At 69.5% G+C, this 15793-nt stretch carries 12 protein-coding genes; 8 read left to right on the plus strand and 4 right to left on the minus strand.

What is annotated here, in order from left to right:
* Positions 1-18 precede the first annotated feature (18 nt).
* From ACTIGJ_RS07940 to ACTIGJ_RS07960, 5 genes are all read left to right on the plus strand, one after another.
* Entirely contained in the window at positions 19-1329 is a 1311-nt protein-coding gene (locus ACTIGJ_RS07940) for a TolC family protein (RefSeq protein WP_439639758.1), read from the plus strand.
* Positions 1326-2681: an efflux RND transporter periplasmic adaptor subunit gene (locus ACTIGJ_RS07945; protein WP_439639759.1), complete on the plus strand. Its 1356-nt coding sequence runs from the start codon at positions 1326-1328 to the stop codon at positions 2679-2681. Before ACTIGJ_RS07940 ends, ACTIGJ_RS07945 begins: the two co-directional genes overlap by 4 nt.
* Positions 2678-5797, plus strand: coding sequence for an efflux RND transporter permease subunit (locus ACTIGJ_RS07950; protein WP_439639760.1), 3120 nt, complete (start codon positions 2678-2680; stop codon positions 5795-5797). The genes ACTIGJ_RS07945 and ACTIGJ_RS07950 overlap by 4 nt, the downstream gene beginning before the upstream one ends.
* Before the next feature lie 67 nt (positions 5798-5864).
* Entirely contained in the window at positions 5865-7664 is a 1800-nt protein-coding gene (locus tag ACTIGJ_RS07955; RefSeq protein WP_439639761.1) for an acyl-CoA dehydrogenase, read from the plus strand.
* Positions 7665-7854: 190 nt separating this feature from the next.
* Positions 7855-8307: a hypothetical protein gene (locus ACTIGJ_RS07960; RefSeq protein ID WP_439639762.1), complete on the plus strand. Its 453-nt coding sequence runs from the start codon at positions 7855-7857 to the stop codon at positions 8305-8307.
* 18 nt (positions 8308-8325) lie between these two features.
* Here ACTIGJ_RS07960 and ACTIGJ_RS07965 read toward each other — a convergent pair whose 3' ends face one another.
* Together ACTIGJ_RS07965 and ACTIGJ_RS07970 are read right to left on the minus strand one after the other, a co-directional pair.
* Positions 8326-9357 carry a cation diffusion facilitator family transporter gene (locus tag ACTIGJ_RS07965; protein WP_439639763.1) on the minus strand — a complete coding sequence of 344 codons (1032 nt, stop codon included), beginning with the start codon at positions 9355-9357 and terminating at the stop codon, positions 8326-8328.
* 15 nt (positions 9358-9372) lie between these two features.
* Complete coding sequence (locus ACTIGJ_RS07970; RefSeq protein ID WP_439639764.1) at positions 9373-10389, minus strand: YhdH/YhfP family quinone oxidoreductase; 1017 nt, start codon at positions 10387-10389, stop codon at positions 9373-9375.
* A gap of 51 nt (positions 10390-10440) precedes the next feature.
* On the opposite strand from ACTIGJ_RS07970, the gene pdxH reads away from it, so the two are divergent.
* Complete coding sequence (gene pdxH / locus ACTIGJ_RS07975) at positions 10441-11067, plus strand: pyridoxamine 5'-phosphate oxidase (RefSeq protein ID WP_439639765.1); 627 nt, start codon at positions 10441-10443, stop codon at positions 11065-11067.
* Positions 11064-11570: a cupin domain-containing protein gene (locus tag ACTIGJ_RS07980; protein WP_439639766.1), complete on the plus strand. Its 507-nt coding sequence runs from the start codon at positions 11064-11066 to the stop codon at positions 11568-11570. Before pdxH ends, ACTIGJ_RS07980 begins: the two co-directional genes overlap by 4 nt.
* 16 nt (positions 11571-11586) lie before the next feature.
* Here the strand turns inward: ACTIGJ_RS07980 and ACTIGJ_RS07985 are convergent, their stop codons facing one another.
* Both ACTIGJ_RS07985 and ACTIGJ_RS07990 read right to left on the minus strand, forming a co-directional pair.
* Positions 11587-12543: a DUF3187 family protein gene (locus ACTIGJ_RS07985; protein WP_439639767.1), complete on the minus strand. Its 957-nt coding sequence runs from the start codon at positions 12541-12543 to the stop codon at positions 11587-11589.
* 130 nt (positions 12544-12673) lie between these two features.
* Positions 12674-14491, minus strand: coding sequence for an acyl-CoA dehydrogenase C-terminal domain-containing protein (locus ACTIGJ_RS07990; protein WP_439639768.1), 1818 nt, complete (start codon positions 14489-14491; stop codon positions 12674-12676).
* Positions 14492-14695: 204 nt separating this feature from the next.
* Between ACTIGJ_RS07990 and ACTIGJ_RS07995 the strand changes: the two genes are divergently transcribed.
* Positions 14696-15793 (plus strand): 3-deoxy-7-phosphoheptulonate synthase, encoded by a 1098-nt coding sequence (locus ACTIGJ_RS07995; protein WP_439639769.1) that lies wholly within the window; start codon positions 14696-14698, stop codon positions 15791-15793.

Here is a 15793-nt window from a genome sequence, read left to right on the forward strand (position 1 = left end):
TCGTTGCGGAGCGGTTCCATGTCCCGAATTTCCTTGTTGTCGCGCGCGGCCTGCGCGCTGCTGTTGCCGTTGCTGCTGCCCGGTCCGGCCTGGACCGATCCCGTGCCGGAAACCGAACCGCTGTCGCTGCCGGCGGCGCGGCGCATCGCGCTCGATCGCCAGCCGCTGCTGGAAGCCGAGGCGCATGCGGTCGACGCGGCTCGCGAAACGGCGATCGCCGCCCGCCAGCTGCCCGATCCGGTGCTCAAGGGCGGCGTCAGCGACCTGACCGCGACCGGTGACCAGATCGGCACGCTGAGCCGACAGAACGACACCCAGTTCACGGTCGGCATCCAGCAGGCGTTCCCGCGCGCGGCCAAACGCGCGCTGCGTGGCGCCCGCGCCGATGCCGAGACGCAGCTCGCCGAGCGCCGCCTGCTGACCGACCGCCTGCAGCTGGAACGCGAGGTCGGCCTGGCCTGGCTGGAGGTCTGGAAGGTCCGCGAGGCGCACTCGTTGGCTCGCGCCAGCGCGCGCGAAGCGCAGCTGCAGCTCGACGCCCTGCAGCTCGCCTACGCCAGCGGCCGCAAGCCGCAGGCCGAGGTACGCGAAGCGCGGGTGGCGCTGGAACTGCTGCGCGACGAGATCGCCAAGCTGGAACAGGACGACGGCCATGCGCGTAGCCAGCTGTCGCGCTGGCTCGGCGAGGCCGCCTACCGGCCGCTGCCGGACGGTCCGCCGCCGTTGCCCGAGCCGCCGCCGCTCGGTGCGCTGCTTGAAGGCCTGCGCAGCCATCCGCATCTGGACATCACCAGCGCCGAGGTGGCCGTGGCCGAGGCCGATCTGCGGCTGGCCCGCCAGGCCTACCAGCCGGATGTCAGCGTCGAGCTGGGTTACGGCTACCGGCCCTCGTTCAGCGATTACCTGAACCTGCAGGTGGCGATCGACCTGCCGGTGTTCACCGCCAACCGCCAGGACCGCAGCCTGGCGGCGCGGCAATCGGCACTGCTGCGCGCCGAGGCCCTGCGCGAGGACAGCTTCCGCGAACACGCCGCCGACGCCCGCCTGAACCACGGCGACTGGACCCGCCTCGGCGTCCGCCTGGCCCGCTTCGACGACACCATCCTGCCCGAGGCCGAGGCCCGCATCGAAGCCGCCCGGCTGGCCTGGGCCGCCGGCAGCGGCAGCCTGTCCGAGGTGCTGGCGGCACGTCGCGCGGCACTCGACACCCGGCTGCGCCGGCTAGATCTGCAAACCGACCGCAGCCGCCACGCGCTGCAGCTGCGCTATCTCGCCGCCCGCGAGCCCGACACCGATACCGACACCGAATCCGCAGGAGTGACGCCATGAACCGTTCCACCGTCATCGGCCTCGCCGCCCTCGCCGTCATCAGCGCTGCCGGCGGCGCCGTGCTGCTGTTGCAACGCGCGGCACCGGTCGCGCCCGCTGCAGCGGCAGCCGCGCCGGTCCGCCAGGCGCTGTACTGGTACGACCCGATGGTGCCGGACCAGCACTTCGAAAAGCCCGGCAAGTCGCCGTTCATGGACATGGACCTGGTGCCGAAGTACGCCGACGAGGCCGGCGGCGCGCCGGACGACGGCGGCTTCCGCATCGACCCGCGCGTGGTGCAGAACCTCGGCGTCCGCCGGGCCACGGTCGAGCGCCGGGCGCTGCAGCCGCAGCTGCTGGCGGCCGGCGTGATCGCCGTCGACGAGCACGGCATCGCGGCCGTACAGGCGCGCGCCGCCGGCTGGGTCGAGCGCTTAGGCGTCAAGGCGGTCGGTGATCCGGTGCGGCGCGGCCAGCGGCTGGCGGCGATCCAGTCGCCGGAGCTGCTGGCTGCGCAGGGCGAATTCCTGCTGGCGCTGCGCAGCGGCGATGCCGGCCTGCAGGCCGCCGCCCGCGCACGGCTGGCGCTGCTCGGCGTCGGCGAGGCGCAGCTGCGCCGTATCGCCGCCAGTGGCCAGGCCGAACGGCACGTCGAACTGTTCGCCGACCGCGACGGCTACGTGCTGGAACTCGGCGTCCGCGAAGGCGCGCAGGTGCAGCCGGGCATGAACCTGCTGGTGCTGGCCGGCCTCGACAGCGTCTGGCTGACCGCCGAGCTGCCGGAAGCCCAGGGCGCGGCGATCGTGCCGGGCGCAGCGGCGCGGGTAACGGTAGCGGCGCTGCCGGGGCAGGACTTCGGCGGCCGGGTCGAATACGTCTACCCGGAGCTGAGCGGCGCGACCCGCACCGTGAAGCTGCGCATCGCGCTGCCGAACCGCGCGGCGCAGCTACGGCCCGGCATGTACGCCAGCGTGCAGCTCGAGGCACCGGCCCGCACGGAGGCGCTGGCGGTGCCGAGCGAAGCGGTGATCCGCACTGGCACCCGCAGCCTGGTGCTGGTGGCCGACGACGACAACCGCTTCCGGCCGGTGCCGGTGCGCACCGGCCTGGAGACCGGCGACTGGATCGAGGTGCTCGACGGCCTGGCGGCTGGCCAGCAGGTGGTCGCCAGCGGCCAGTTCCTGATCGATTCCGAAGCAAACCTGCGCGGCGCGCTGGAGCGGCTGGCGCCGATCGAGATCGAGACCGCACCGGCGGCGGCCGACGATCCGCATGCCGGCCATGCCGGCCATGCGCAAGCAGCGGCACCGGCCAACCATGAAGGTCATGCCGGTCATGAAGCGCACAGCGGCCACCCGGGCCACACGCCATGATCGCCGCCATCATCCGCGCCGCACTCGCCAACCGCGTGCTGGTGCTGCTGGTCGCCGGGCTGCTGGCGCTGTGGGGCACGCGCGCCGCGCTGACCACGCCGCTCGATGCGCTGCCGGACCTGTCCGACACCCAGGTCATCATCCGCACCAGCTGGCCCGGGCAGGCGCCGCAGGTGATCGAGGACCAGGTCACCTACCCGCTGACCACGACCATGCTGTCGGTGCCCGGCGCGCGCACGGTGCGCGGCTATTCGATGTTCGGCGACTCGTTCGTCTACGTGATCTTCGACGACGAGACCGATCTCTACTGGGCGCGCTCGCGGGTGCTGGAATACCTGAACCAGGTCAGCGGCCGACTGCCACCGGCGGCGCGGCCGACGCTCGGGCCCGATGCCACCGGGGTCGGCTGGATCTACGAGTACGCGCTGGTCGATCGCAGCGGCCGGCTCGACACCGCGCAGCTGCGTGCGATCCAGGACTGGTTCCTGAAGTACGAGCTGAAGACGGTCGAGAACGTCGCCGAAGTGGCCAGCGTCGGCGGCCAGGTGCGCCAGTACCAGATCGTGCTCGACCCGGATCGGCTGCGCGCCACCGGCACCACGATCAGCACCGTGATCGAGGCGCTGCGCGCCGGGAACAACGAGGCCGGCGGCTCGGTGCTGGAACTCGGCGAAGTGGAATACGCGGTGCGCGCCGGCGGCTATCTGAAATCGCTCGACGACTTCCGCGCGCTGCCGGTCGGCCTCGGCGCCAATGGCGTGCCGGTGCTGCTCGGCGATGTCGCCCGCGTGCAGCGGGGCCCGGAGCTGCGCCGCGGCCTGGCCGAACTCGACGGTGACGGCGACGTGGTCGGCGGCATCATCGTGATGCGCGCCGGCAAGAACGCGCTGGCGACCCTCGATGCGGTACGCCGCAAGATCGAGCAGCTCAGGCCCGGCCTGCCGGCGGGCGTGGAGATCGTGCCGACCTACGACCGCTCGGAGCTTATCGTCAGCGCGGTCGGCACGCTGAAGGCGCGGCTGATCGAGGAGATGCTGATCGTCGCGGCGGTCTGCGCGCTGTTCCTGTTCCATCTGCGCTCGGCGCTGGTCGCCGTCATCAGCCTGCCGCTCGGCATCCTGGCGGCGTTCGCGGTGATGAAGGCCCAGGGCGTGGCCGCCAACCTGATGTCGCTCGGCGGCATCGCGATCGCCATCGGCGCGATGGTCGATGCCGCCGTGGTGATGATCGAGAACGCCCACAAGCATCTGGAACGGGCCGGCCGCGGACAGCCGCACCTGTCTTTCGAGCAGCGCCTGAAGGTGATCACCGCCGCCGCGGTGGAGGTCGGCCCGGCGCTGTTCTTCTGCTTGGCGATCATCACCTTGAGCTTCGTGCCGGTGTTCACGCTGCAGGCCCAGGAGGGCAAGCTGTTCGGGCCGCTGGCGCTGACCAAGACCTATGCGATGGCAGCAAGCGCCGGGCTGTCGGTGACCCTGGTGCCGGTGCTGATGCTGCTGTTCATCCGCGGCCGGATTCCCGAGGAAGCGGGCAATCCGCTGAACCGCGTGCTGATCGCCGCCTACCGGCCGCTGCTGCGCGCCGCGCTGCGCCATCCGAAGTGGACCTTGGCGGCATCGGCGCTGCTGCTGCTGTCGGCGCTGGTTCCGGTCAGCCGGCTCGGCAGCGAATTCATGCCGCCGCTGGTCGAGGGCGATCTGCTGTACATGCCGTCGGCGCTGCCGGGGCTGTCGGCCGACAAGGCGCGCCAGCTGCTGCAGCAGACCGACCGGCTGATCCGCCAGTTTCCGGAAGTCGCCCAGGTGTTCGGCAAAGCCGGCCGCGCCGACAGCGCCACCGATCCGGCGGGGCTGGAGATGTTCGAGACCACCATCCGCTTCAAGCCGCGCAGCCAGTGGCCGGACCCGGCGAAGCCGCAGGACGCGCTGATCCGCGAGCTGGATGCGGCGCTGAGCATTCCGGGCCTCGCCAACCTGTGGGTGCAGCCGATCCGCAACCGCATCGACATGCTGTCGACCGGCATCAAGAGCCCGGTCGGCGTGAAGATCGCCGGCCCGGACCTGAAGGTCATCGAACGGCTCGGCACCGACATCGAAACTGTGCTGAAAGGCCTGCAGGGCACCCGTTCGGCGTATGCCGAACGGGTGCGCGGCGGCCGCTACATCGACATCCGGCCCGATCGCCTGGAGGCGGCGCGGCTGGGCCTGTCGATCGCCGATGTCCAGCAGATCGTCGCGGTGGCGATCGGCGGCGAAACGGTCGGCGAGACCATTGAGGGCCGCAGCCGCTTCCCGATCAACGTCCGCTATCCGCGCGAGCGGCGCGATTCGCTGGCGGCGCTGCAGGCGCTGCCGGTGGTGACCCGGGCCGGCGCGACCATCACCCTTGGCCAGGTGGCGGACATCGCGATCAGCGACGGCCCGCCGCAGCTGCGCAGCGAGAACGCGCGGCTGAACGGCTGGGTCTATGTCGACATCGACGGCCGCGATCTCGGCGGCTATGTCCGTGCCGCGCAGGCGGCGGTGGCGGCCGCCGTGCCGCTGCCGCCGGGCTATTCGGTGACCTGGTCCGGGCAGTTCGAGCATCTGGAGCGCGCCGCCAAGCGCCTGCAGTGGGTGGTGCCCCTGACCTTGCTGATTATCCTGATCCTGCTGTTCATGAGCTTCCGCGCCGTGCTGCCGGCGCTGCTGGTGATGGCCAGCCTGCCGTTCGCGCTGGTCGGCGGGCTGTGGCTGCTGCTGGCGCGCGGCGACAACCTGTCGATCGCCTCGGCGGTCGGCTTCATCGCGCTGGCCGGGGTCGCCGCCGAGTTCGGCGTGATCATGCTGCTCTACCTCGATCAGGCGATCGCGCGGCGCGGGCCGGCACTGACGCGCGCCAGCCTGCGCGACGCCATCGAGGAAGGCGCGGTGCTGCGGGTGCGGCCGAAAGCGATGACGGTGGCGGTGATCGTCGCCGGGCTGGCGCCGATCCTGCTCGGCAGCGGCACCGGTTCGGAGGTGATGCAGCGGATCGCCGCGCCGATGGTCGGCGGCATGATTTCCGCGCCGCTGCTGTCGCTGTTCGTGCTGCCAGCCGCCTATCTGCTGCTGAAGCGGCGCGGCTTGCAGGGCTGACCCGGCGGGCCGCGTGAGGCCCGCCGTTTCCGGCAACAATGCGGCCACGACCTGTCCGGACGCCGAGATGATCCACTTGAAGCTGCGCCGTCGCGAGATCGATTTCCTGCTCTACGACCTGCTGAAGGCCGATGCCGTCTGCACCCACCCGCGCTACGCGATGCACGACCGCAGCGTGTTCGACGCGACACTCGATGTCGCCATCAAGGTGGCCGACGAGCATTTCGCCAATCACGCTGCTGCTGTTGATGCCGAAGAACCGCACTTCGACGGGCAGCAGGTACGGCTGATTCCGGAGGTGAAGCAGGGCATCGACGCCTACGTCGCGGCCGGCTTCATGGGCACCGGTTTCGATCTCGACGACGGCGGCTCGCAGCTGCCGTACGCGGTCGCGCAGGGCATTGCCTGGGTGTTCGCGGCGGCCAATGTCGGCACCGCCGCCTATCCGTTCCTGACCATGGCGGCCGCCAACCTGATCCGCGCCCATGGCTCGGCCGAGCAGAAGGCGCGGTATCTCGGGCCGATGATGGAGGGCCGCTGGTTCGGCACCATGTGCCTGTCCGAGCCGCAGGCGGGATCGTCGCTCGGCGACATCCGTACCCGGGCGGAAGCCACCGAGCATGGCTGGTACCGGATCACCGGCACCAAGATGTGGATTTCCGGCGGCGAGCACGAACTGAGCGAGAACATCATCCATCTGGTGCTGGCCAAGATTCCGGGCAGCCCGGCCGGGGCGCGCGGCATCTCGCTGTTCATCGTGCCGAAGCGGCGCATCGGTGATGACGGCACGGTCGGCGAGCGCAATCACGTCAGCCTGGTCGGGCTGAACCACAAGATGGGTTATCGCGGCACCACCAACACGCTGCTGAACTTCGGCGAGACCGGCGAATGCCGCGGCTGGCTGATCGGCGAGGTCAACCACGGCCTGGCCTGCATGTTCCACATGATGAACGAGGCCCGCATCGGCGTCGGCCTGAACGCAGCGGTGCTCGGCCACACCGCCTACCTGCATTCGCTGGACTACGCGCTGGGCCGGCCGCAGGGCCGCAAGCTGGCCGAGCGCGACCCGACCACGCCGCAGGTGATGATCGCCGAGCACCCGGACGTGCGCCGCATGTTGCTGGTGCAGAAGGCGTTCTCCGAGGGCGCCCTGAGCCTGTGCCTGTACGGCGCGACCCTGGTCGACCGGCTGGCGATTGCCGGCACCGATGCCGAGCGCGCCGAGCTGAACCTGGAACTGGAAATCCTGACGCCGATCATCAAGGCCTGGCCGGCGCACTACTGCCTGGAAGCGAACTACTGGGGCCTGCAGGTCCTCGGCGGCTACGGCTACACCCGCGACTACCCGCTGGAACGCATCTACCGCGACAACCGCCTGAACCCGATCCACGAAGGCACCAACGGCATCCAGGCCGGCGACCTGCTGGGCCGCAAAGTGATGATGCAGGGCGGCGCCGCGTTCAAGCTCCTGATGGCGCGGATCGCAGCGACCATCGCCGAAGCGTGCGCCGAGCCGGCGCTGGCCGAATTCAGCGGCGCACTCGACGCTGCGCGCCAGCGGGTGATCGCCACTACCCAGGCACTGGCCGCCGCCGGCGCGCGCGGCGAAGCCGATCGCATGCTGGCCAATGCCTGGGTCTACCTGGAACTGCTTGGCGGTCTGGTGATCGGCTGGATGTGGCTGCGCCAGCTGCTGTGCATCGAACGGACCGCATCGCCTGCGGCATCCGACGCCGGCTACTTCGACGGCAAGCGGCAGGCGGCGCGCTACTACTACCGCTGGGAACTGCCGAAGCTGGAGCGCCATGCGGCGCTGCTCGTGTCGTTCGACGACACGCTGCTGGCCACGTCGGCGGCGCATCTGTAGGCGCATCGGCGGCAGGCGGGTGCCGCGCGGACAACAAGCCGTCGGCGCTGTGCGGTACCTCGCGGTGCTCCTTCCGCGTGGTGAATCGTCGCCATCGAACAACACTGGCTCTCATCACGCCTCGATTCGCACCACGATCCATCGCCCCATCACGCAGGCTTCGAGGCCTGCGCTGCACTAGACTCGCGGCATGAACGCTCCCGACCCGGACAACAGCCGCTGGCCCTTCATCCGCGACGTGCTGGTGTTCCAGCTGAAGCTGGTGCTCGGCAATGTCCTGAACTTCGCGCTGGTGCCGGTCACCATCGTCGCGGCGGTCTACGACCTGGTCAGCGGCAAGCCCGGCGTGCGGCAGGGCGATTCCTTCTACCGGGCGCTGGAAGCCGGTCGCGAGATCGAGGAGCGGATCAACATCTACGGCTCGGTCGGTGGCTATCACGCCACCGGGGCGTCGGATGATCCGGATGCCGTGCGGCGCAGCCGCACCATTGGCGGGGTCGATATCGGCGATGCCACGGTCGATGACCTGATCCGCAAGGTCGAGGGCCTGATCGTTCGCGAGACCGGCAAGGACGGCCATGCGGCGCAGCTGAAATCGACGCTCGAGCGGCTGCTCGACGAACTGCGCAACCGCCGGCGCTGACAGCCGCGCCGGCCCGGCTCAGTGGCCGAGCGCCGCCGGGCCGCAGCCGTGGGCCGGGCAGGCCGCCTGCTCGATCTGCACGGTGGCGTGCACGTCGCCGAACTGGGCCTTGAGCCGCTGCTGGATCGCGCCGAGGGCGGCGTCGCGATCGGTGCCTTCGTCGAGCACCGCGTGCAGGGTCATCACCGGGCGCTTGTCGGTCAGCGACCAGGCGTGCAGGTGGTGGATGCCGGTCACGCCGGGCACGCTGGCGGCCAGGTCATCGGCCAGCGCGCCGGTGTCGAGATCGCGCGGCGCGCCTTCGAGCAGGATGTGCGCCGATTCCCGCGTCACCCGCCAGCCGCCCTTCAGGATCAGCAGCGCGACGAAGGCCGACAGGATCGGGTCGATCGGCGTCCAGCCGGTGGCCAGGATCACCAGCGCCGCCGCGATCGCCGCCGCCGAGCCGAGCAGATCGCCCAGCACGTGCAACAGCGCGCCACGCATGTTCAGCGTGTCCTCGCCATCGCGCAGCACGAAGAACGCCGCGAGGTTGGCGAGGAAGCCGAGCACGGCGATCACCAGCATCGTGGTGCCGATGACCGGCGCCGGCGCCAGCAGCCGCTGGATCGATTCGACGACGATCCAGGCGCTGAGCAGCAGCAGCGCCAGCCCGTTGACGAAGGCTGCCAGCACTTCGTAGCGCGCCTGTCCGTAGGAGAACAGTGTGCTGGCCGGCCGCCGGGCCACCCGCAGCGCGACCAGCGCCAGGGCCAGCGAGGCGGCGTCGGTCAGCATGTGCACGGCATCGGCGATCAGTGCCAGCGAGCCGGACAGCCAGCCGCCGGCCAGCTCGACGACCATGAACGTCGCGGTGATCGCCAGCGCTAGCGCGAGCCGGGTTTCGTTGCTGCTGCCGTGATGGTGGTGATGCCCGTGACCGCCATGGCCGTGCCCGTGGGCATGGCCGTGGTCGTGCTTGCCCGTCTTCGGCGCCTGCGCGGAATGGCCATGGCCGTGATCGTGGTGGTGATCGTGGTCATGGCCCGCATGGTCGTGGTGCTGGCCCATCGCGGTCGGCGCGCTTCAGCCTTCGTCGGACAGCTGGACGATGGTACGGCCCTGCGCCTTGCCGGCCACCAGCTGTTCGGCGACTTCCGGCACCTGATCCAGCGGAATCACCTTCGGCGCGATCAGCGTGGTCAGGCCGCGCGGCTTCCAGTCGCCGGCCAGGCGGTCCCAGATCGCCAGCCGCCAGCTGCGCGGCCCTTCGACCGACCAGATGCCGAGCAGGCTGACGCCGCGCAGGATGAACGGGATCACCGTGGTCGACAGCAGCGGCGACTGCGCCAGGCCGATCGCGCCGATCGAACCCCAGGGCTTCACGGTGCGGGCCAGATAGGCCAGCGTGTCGCCGCCGAGGTTGTCGACCGCGCCGCCCCAGCGCGCCGCTTCCAGCGGCTTGGAGCCAAGATCCAGCGTGTTGCGATCGACGATCTCGTCGGCACCGAGTTCGCGCAGATAGGCTTCGGCACCTGGCTTGCCGGTGATCGCCGCAACCTGGAAGCCGGCGCGCTTGAACAGGCTGATGGCGATCGAGCCGACGCCGCCGGTCGGGCCGGTGACGGCGATCGTGCCGAGGTCCGGCGTCTGATGGTTTTCCAGCATCCGGCGCAGCGCCAGCGCTGCGGTGTAGCCGGCGGTGCCGAGCGCCATCGCTTCCAGCAACGACAGGCCCGGCGGCAGCGGCACCACGGCATCGGCCGGCACCCGTGCGTATTCGGCGAAGCCGCCGTCGAACTGTTCGCCGACATTGCAGCCGGTGACCAGCACGCGGTTGCCCGGCTTGTAGTCGGGCACGTCGCTGGACACGACGATGCCCGAGAGGTCGATGCCGGCCACTTTCGGGTAGCCGCGCATGATCTTGCCCTTGCCGGTGACGGCCAGCGCATCCTTGTAGTTGATCGACGAATAGACGACCCGGATCACCACCTCGCCCGCCGTGAGGTCCGACAGCGTGATCGCTTCGATGCGCGCCTCGGTCTTCTTGTCGACCTGGTGGATGCGCAGCGCCTTGAAAGTTGCGGGTACGGAAGTGGGCATCGGGGTTTCCGGCAGAATGAAGATCGTCTTCGTATTCTGCCCGATGCCGTCATGCCGCAATACACGCGCAATCCCCCGCTGCTGGAGTCCGCCGTCGATCAGGACCCGATCATCCAGTTCCGGCAGTGGCTGGATGATGCGATCAAGGTCGGCATGATCGAACCGATCGCGATGACCCTGGCCACCGTCGATGCCGACGGCCGGCCATCGGCGCGCGTGGTGCTGCTGAAGGGCCTGGATGCCGACGGCTTCGCGTTCTACACCAACTACCAGTCGCGCAAGGCGCGCGCGCTTGCAGCACATCCGTTTGCGGCGGCCACCTTCTGGTGGGATCGGCTGGAGCGCAGCGTGCGCATCGAGGGCACCGTGGAGAAGCTGACAGCGGCCGAGTCGGAAGCCTATTTCCGCAGCCGGCCGCAGGGCTCGCAGGTCGGCGCGATCACGTCGCGGCAGAGCCAGGTGATCGCCAGCCGTGCCGAACTGGATGCCCGGCTGGCCGACAACCTGGCCCGTTATGCGACCGAGCCGGTGCCGTTCGATGCCAGCCAGTGGGGCGGCTACCGGCTCCGGCCGGAGGTCATCGAGTTCTGGCAGGGCCGCGACAATCGCAGCCACGACCGACTGCGCTACCGGCGCAGCAACGCCGGCGGCTGGGTCATCGAACGGCTGGAACCATGAGTGGTGGCGATCCCGGCGCGGCGCTGATCGCGCGGCTCGGTCTGGAAGCGCACCCGGAAGGCGGCTGGTTCAAGCGTATCCACACGTCGGAACACGCGCTCGACACCGCCAACGGCCCGCGTGCCCGGGTCACCTCGATCCACTACCTGCTGACCGCCGACGCGCCAATCGGCCGGCTGCACCGCAACCGTTCGGACATCCTCCATTACTTGCAGGGCGGCGGGCCGGTCGAGTACCTGCTGCTCGACGACGCCTCCGGCGAACTGCGCCGCGTGGTGCTCGGCAGCGCGCCGGACCAGCAGTTGTTCCTGTTCGTGCCGGGCGGAGTCTGGAAGGCCTCCAGGCTGATCGGCGCGGCCGATCACGCGCTGGTGTCGGAAGCGGTGGTGCCGGGCTTCGATTTCGCCGATCACGCGTTCGCCGACTCGGCGCTGCTGGCGCGCTTCCCGCAGCACCGCGACGCGCTGGCGGCGCTGGCGGCGCTGGTGCGACCGGCCGCCTGAGCGCTGCCGCGGGCTTTCAGCGATAGCGCAGGCCGACGTGGATGCTGAAGTCCGGGGACGAGCTGACCAGCACGTCTTCCTGCACGGCGAGGTCGAGCTGCAGCTTCGGCGCGATGATGATGCGACCACCGAAACTCAGCTGGCCGCCCGGCCGGTCGAGCGCACGCAGGTCGGAATCGCGGTACAGCGCGCTGTGGCCGTTGAACTGCACCAGCAGCGAAACCGGACGCCAGACCCGGTAGCCGATCGCCGCGCCGCCAAGCGCCACGAACTGCTTCTGCTGCGCGCCGATCACCTCGCTCTGGCCGCTGTACGAGGCGCCGGCGGAGACATAGCCGAACCAGTTCGCGGCACCGTGGAACGGATCGAAATCGAACCACAGCGCGCCGCCGGCGTTGCCGCCCTGCAGGCGGTTGCTGCGGCCGGTCGGCAGCTTGGCCAGCGCCCGGAAGGCGATGTCTTCACGCAGCCGGAAGCCGGCGCTCAGTTCGATGTCGCCGATGCCGTTGGCACCGTTGTCGTCAAAGATGCGGGTCTGCCCATCGACCGTGTACTGGACGAGGTAGCGATTCTGACGCACGCGGTCGCGGCCGCCGTTCGGCAGGCCGAAGGCGTCGTGCCAGCCTTCGATCAGGCCGTCGAGCGAGCCGCCGCCGGTGAACAGCAGCGGCAGATCGACGGCCAGCTCCACGCCTTCCGCCACGCCGCGCCGGAAGCCGAAGGTGACGCGCTCGGTTTCGGCGTCCACGGTCAGCGATTCGCGGGCATTGGCCTGGGCGACGTACTCGTTGCTCCAGTCCACGGTGAAGCGGGTGGCGAACTGGCCGTTGTCGAGCACCCGCGATTCGCCGAGCGTCGGCAGCGTGGCGGTGCGGCTCAGCGTGGCTTCGTTGCGCACCGCGAAGCCGGGTTCGGCGGCCGCCATCAGCGGGACCAGACAGGCAAGGGCGAGCAGCGGTGCGCGAAGCATCATGGCGGGAAATTCTGGTCGGGCCGGGACGCGAGCATAAACAAGCGCCGCGTCGCCGTGACCCTCCGCCGGTCGCCGGTATCCCGGCCGACCCCGGCGCAGCGGACACCGCGCCGGGGTCAGGCGGTGCGGACTAGTTGAACGCGAAGCTGTCGACCGGCAGCCGGGTCAGCGACTTGCTCGGCTTGGTGATCGACGCCGCATGGCCCTTGGCGCGCGGCAGCAGGTGGTCGAAGTAGAAGCGCGCCACGTCGATCTTGGCCTTGTAGAACTCCGGCGTCTCGCTGCCGCCCTTGGCCAGCTTGTCGGTGGCGACCGCCGCCTGCAGTGCCCAGAAGTAGGCCATGGTCACGTAGCCGGAATACATCAGGAAATGATGCGAGGCGCTGCTGACGACATCGCGGTCGTTGCGCGCGGTCAGCATGATCCGCACGGTCAGCAGGTTCCATTCGGTGACGTAGCGGCCCAGTTCGGTGGCGAAGCGGCGCATGCCGCGGTTGCGCACCTGGTCCAGCGCGAACTTGCCGATGATCGCCGTGAATTCGCGCACGGCCTTGCCGCGCGTCATCAGCAGCACCTTGCGGCCGAGCAGATCGAGCGCCTGGATGCCGGTGGTGCCTTCGTAAAGGGTGGAGATGCGGGCATCGCGCAGGATCTGCTCCATGCCGTGCTCGCGGATGTAGCCGTGGCCGCCGAACACCTGAACGCCAAGGCTGGCGGCTTCGGTGCCCAGCTCAGTCAGGAAGCCCTTGAGGATCGGCGTGAAGAAGCCGAGCTTGTCGTCCCAGAGGTCGTACTTGGCCTTATCGTTCTCGAGGATGCCGTTGGTCATGTGGTCGGCATACATGCCCGCGAAGTACAGCATCGCGCGGCCGCCTTCGGCGACGGCCTTCTGGGTCAGCAGCATCCGGCGCACGTCGGCGTGGTGGATGATCGCGTCGGCGTTCTTGTCCGGTTCCTTCTTGCCGGACAGCGCGCGCATCGAGCGGCGCTCCTTGGCATAGGCCAGCGCGCCCTGGAACGACAGCTCGGCATGCGCCACGCCCTGCACGGCGGTGCCGATGCGGGCGGTGTTCATGAACGTGAACATCGCTTCCAGGCCCTTGTTCTCCGGCGAGATCAGGTAGGCGGTGGAACCTTCGAAGTTGATCACGCAGGTGGCCGAGGCCTTGATGCCCATCTTGTGTTCGAGCGCGCTGCAGACCACGCCGTTCGGCGCGCCGAGGCTGCCATCGGCATTGACCTTGATCTTCGGGATCATGAACAGCGAGATGCCACGCGTGCCGGGCGGCGCATCGGGCAGCCGCGCCAGCACGATGTGGACGATGTTCTCGGTCAGGTCGTGATCGCCCGAAGAGATGAAGATTTTGGTGCCGGTGACGGCGTAGGTGCCGTCGCCGTTCGGCTCGGCACGGGTCTTCACCTGGCCCAGATCGGTGCCGCACTGCGGCTCGGTCAGGCACATGGTGCCGGCCCAGCGGCCCTCGACCAGCGGCGGCATGTAGACGCTCTTCAGATCATCGGAGGCGTGCTGCATGATGGTGTTCATCGCACCCAGTGACAGGCCGGGATACATCGTGAACGCCCAGTTCGCGGTGCCCATCATTTCCGACTTCAGCAGGCCCAGCGACATCGGCAGGCCCTGGCCGCCGTACTCGCCAGGATGCGACAGGCCCTGCCAGCCGCCGGCGACGAACTGTGCATAGGCTTCCTTGAAGCCCTTCGGCGTCGTCACCTTTCCGTCTGCCAGTGTGCAGCCTTCGGCATCGCCGGACAGGTTCAGCGGCGCCAGTTCCTCTTCGCAGAAGCGCGCGCATTCCTCGAGGATGCTGTCGACCATGTCCGGCGTGGCGTCGGCGCCGTTCGACAGCGAGCGGTAGTGCGCCGGGAAGTCGAAGACTTCGTTGAGCAGGAAGCGCATGTCGCGCAGCGGGGCCTTGTAGGTGGGCATCGGTGACTCCGGACGAAAAGGAAAGAATTTCAGTGAACAATTGTACTCACAAATTCCGGCCTTGCAGCGAACAGCTGTGCATCCGGCCGCGAAATTTCTGCCCACGCGCCGGATCACCGGCCCGGTGCCCGGCAATCGCTCCGGCAAAAGCGGTCTGCTAGCATCCGCGACCGGATTTTTGCTGCCACCACCGAGAGTTGTCCGATGAACGCTTCCGCCCAGCACCCGTCGCGCCCGGCTACCGAAGACCTGCGCATCAAGTCGATCCGCCCGGTGTCGGCGCCTTCGGCGGTGCAGCGGGAGCTGCCGATCACCGCCGCCGCGATCCAGACCGTGGAAAGCACGCGGCGCGAAATCCAGGACGTGCTCGCCGGCCGCGACGACCGCCTGCTGGTGATCGTCGGCCCCTGCTCGATCCACGACCCGAAGGCCGCACTCGAATACGCCGACAAGCTCAAGGCGCTGCGCCCGCAGCTGGCCAAGCACCTGCTGATCGTGATGCGCGTTTACTTCGAGAAGCCGCGCACCACGGTGGGCTGGAAGGGCCTGATCAACGACCCGGACCTCGATGATTCCTACGACATCGACCGCGGCCTGCGGATCGCCCGCCAGCTGCTGCTGCAGCTGAACGACGACGGCATGCCGGCCGGTGTCGAGTTCCTCGACATCCTGACGCCGCAGTACCTCGCCGATCTGGTCAGCTGGGGCGCGATCGGTGCCCGCACCACGGAATCGCAGCTGCACCGCGAAATGGCCAGCGGCCTGTCCTGCGCGGTCGGCTTCAAGAACGGCACCGACGGCTCGGTGAAGGTCGCGGTCGACGCCGTGCAGGCGGCCCGCGCGCCGCACCGCTTCCTGTCGGCGACCCAGGACGGCCAGATCTCGATCTACGAGACCGCCGGAAACCCGGACAGCCACGTGATCCTGCGCGGCGGCTCGACCGGCACCAACTTCGATTCCGTCAGCGTCGACGCCGCCGCTGCGGCGATGACCAAGGCCGGCATGCGCCCGGCGGTGATGGTCGACTTCAGCCACGCCAACAGCCGCAAGCAGCACCGCCTGCAGATCGAGGTCGGCCAGGATGTGGCCGGCCAGCTGGCTGCCGGCAGCGACAAGATCATCGGCGTGATGATCGAAAGCCATCTGGTCGAAGGCCGTCAGGAAATCGGCCCGCGCGAAAAGATGACCTACGGCCAGAGCGTCACCGACGCCTGTCTGGCCTGGGACGACACTGCCGACCTGCTGCGCACCCTGGCCGGCGGCGTCGCAGCCCGCCGCGAACGGCTGGCGCAGAGCGCCTGA

The sequence above is a fragment of the Nevskia sp. genome (assembly GCF_051860985.1).
In the GTDB taxonomy this organism is placed as follows: domain Bacteria; phylum Pseudomonadota; class Gammaproteobacteria; order Nevskiales; family Nevskiaceae; genus Nevskia.

Bases quoted from the DNA above. Each gene is read 5' to 3' on its own strand.
- ACTIGJ_RS07965 (WP_439639763.1), bottom strand. From the start codon at position 9,357: ATGGGCCAGCACCACGACCATGCGGGCCATGACCACGATCACCACCAC.
- ACTIGJ_RS07955 (WP_439639761.1), top strand. From the start codon at position 5,865: ATGATCCACTTGAAGCTGCGCCGTCGCGAGATCGATTTCCTGCTCTAC.
- ACTIGJ_RS07960 (WP_439639762.1), top strand. From the start codon at position 7,855: ATGAACGCTCCCGACCCGGACAACAGCCGCTGGCCCTTCATCCGCGAC.
- ACTIGJ_RS07945 (WP_439639759.1), top strand. From the start codon at position 1,326: ATGAACCGTTCCACCGTCATCGGCCTCGCCGCCCTCGCCGTCATCAGC.
- ACTIGJ_RS07970 (WP_439639764.1), bottom strand. From the start codon at position 10,389: ATGCCCACTTCCGTACCCGCAACTTTCAAGGCGCTGCGCATCCACCAG.
- ACTIGJ_RS07985 (WP_439639767.1), bottom strand. From the start codon at position 12,543: ATGATGCTTCGCGCACCGCTGCTCGCCCTTGCCTGTCTGGTCCCGCTG.
- ACTIGJ_RS07980 (WP_439639766.1), top strand. From the start codon at position 11,064: ATGAGTGGTGGCGATCCCGGCGCGGCGCTGATCGCGCGGCTCGGTCTG.
- ACTIGJ_RS07950 (WP_439639760.1), top strand. From the start codon at position 2,678: ATGATCGCCGCCATCATCCGCGCCGCACTCGCCAACCGCGTGCTGGTG.
- ACTIGJ_RS07995 (WP_439639769.1), top strand. From the start codon at position 14,696: ATGAACGCTTCCGCCCAGCACCCGTCGCGCCCGGCTACCGAAGACCTG.
- pdxH (WP_439639765.1), top strand. From the start codon at position 10,441: ATGCCGCAATACACGCGCAATCCCCCGCTGCTGGAGTCCGCCGTCGAT.
- ACTIGJ_RS07990 (WP_439639768.1), bottom strand. From the start codon at position 14,491: ATGCCCACCTACAAGGCCCCGCTGCGCGACATGCGCTTCCTGCTCAAC.
- ACTIGJ_RS07940 (WP_439639758.1), top strand. From the start codon at position 19: ATGTCCCGAATTTCCTTGTTGTCGCGCGCGGCCTGCGCGCTGCTGTTG.